The 390-nt window shown below is 40.3% G+C and carries 1 protein-coding gene; it reads left to right on the forward strand.

What is annotated here, in order from left to right; translation table 11 throughout:
* On the forward strand, positions 1–390 hold a 390-nt coding region (locus tag A9G37_RS07985; protein ID WP_141671129.1), incomplete at both ends, for an IS30 family transposase.

A 390-nucleotide genomic window follows, 5' to 3' on the forward strand; every position in this document is an offset into this window, starting at 1 on the left:
CCAAGTTATGTAGAAAGCCGGAAAACGCGAGGACATTGGGAGGGCGATACGATTATTAGCCGTAAAGACAAGCAAGCATTGGTGACATTAGTTGAACGCAAAACAGGGCTAGTATTAATTGGGCGCCTCAATCAACGTACCGCCTCCGAAACGAGAGATATGATAATAAAATTGCTAACGCCGTTTGAAAAAATGGTTAAAAGCATCACCTTTGATAATGGAACCGAATTTAATTATCATCATGCTATTGAGTATTATTTAAACACCACCGTGTACTTTGCGGAGCCTTATAAAAGCTGGCAAAGAGGCACAAATGAAAACACCAATGGCTTAATACGTCAGTTTATACCTAAGTCAGCGGCCATTTCATTAGTTGACGACAAACAGATA

The organism is Gilliamella sp. GillExp13 (assembly GCF_001690815.1).
Lineage (GTDB): Bacteria > Pseudomonadota > Gammaproteobacteria > Enterobacterales > Orbaceae > Gilliamella > Gilliamella bombi.